This window comes from Wolbachia endosymbiont of Drosophila bicornuta, assembly GCF_028982105.1.
Lineage (GTDB): Bacteria > Pseudomonadota > Alphaproteobacteria > Rickettsiales > Anaplasmataceae > Wolbachia > Wolbachia pipientis.
Genome location: NZ_JAPQLF010000106.1, coordinates 1 through 1,374, shown reverse-complemented (window position 1 = coordinate 1,374; position 1,374 = coordinate 1). Strand labels below are relative to the sequence as shown.

General features: G+C 54.0%; 1 rRNA gene. It reads right to left on the bottom strand.

Going from position 1 to position 1,374, the window contains the following annotated elements:
* Positions 1–1,374, bottom strand: a 23S ribosomal RNA gene (locus OZD68_RS03355); the annotation flags it as partial.

Genomic DNA, 1,374 nt, shown 5'->3' with positions numbered 1-1,374 from the left:
GCGTTCACTCCGGTCCTCTCGTACTAGGAGCAACCCCTCTCAATCTTCCAACGCCCACGGCAGATAGGGACCGAACTGTCTCACGACGTTCTAAACCCAGCTCGCGTACCACTTTAAATGGCGAACAGCCATACCCTTGGGACCTACTTCAGCCCCAGGATGTGATGAGCCGACATCGAGGTGCCAAACACCGCCGTCGATATGAACTCTTGGGCGGTATCAGCCTGTTATCCCCGGAGTACCTTTTATCCGTTGAGCGATGGCCCTTCCATTCAGAACCACCGGATCACTAAGACCTACTTTCGTACCTGCTCGAGCCGTCACTCTCGCAGTCAAGCTAGCTTATGCCTTTGCACTAACCTCACGATGTCCGACCGTGATTAGCTAACCTTCGTGCTCCTCCGTTACTCTTTGGGAGGAGACCGCCCCAGTCAAACTACCCACCAGACACTGTCCTCACCCCGGATCACGGGGCCGAGTTAGAACATCAAACATTAAAGGGTGGTATTTCAAGGATGGCTCCACGCAGACTGGCGTCCACGCTTCAAAGCCTCCCACCTATCCTACACATCAAGGCTCAATGTTCAGTGTCAAGCTATAGTAAAGGTTCACGGGGTCTTTCCGTCTTGCCGCGGGTACACTGCATCTTCACAGCGAGTTCAATTTCACTGAGTCTCGGGTGGAGACAGCCTGGCCATCATTACGCCATTCGTGCAGGTCGGAACTTACCCGACAAGGAATTTCGCTACCTTAGGACCGTTATAGTTACGGCCGCCGTTTACCGGGGCTTCAATTCAGTGCTCTCACACCTCCTCTTAACCTTCCGGCACCGGGCAGGCGTCAGGCCCTATACGTCGTCTTTCGACTTCGCAGAGCCCTGTGTTTTTACTAAACAGTCGCTACCCCCTGGTCTGTGCCACCCGCCAATGGTTGCCCACCAACGGGTCTCGCTTATCCCGAAGTTACACGAGTAATTTGCCTAGTTCCTTCAGCATCGTTCTCTCAAGCGCCTTGGTATTCTCTACCAGTCCACCTGTGTCGGTTTCGGGTACGGTCTATACGCCAGAGCTATTTCCTGGAATGCGCAAAAAGCCAGTCCAATCCATTAAGGACTGACAACATCTTGCATTCGTCACTTCTGGCAGGTTCAGGACTATTCACCTGATTCCCATCGACTACGGCTCTCGCCCTCGCCTTAGGGGCCGACTAACCCTGCGTGGATTAACCTTGCGCAGGAACCCTTGGACTTTCGGCGACAGTGTTTCTCGCACTGTTTGTCGCTACTCATGTCAGCATTCGCACTTCCGATATCTCCAGAGAGGGTCACCCCGTCTCCTTCACAGACCTACGGAACGCTCCGCTACCGCGCATACA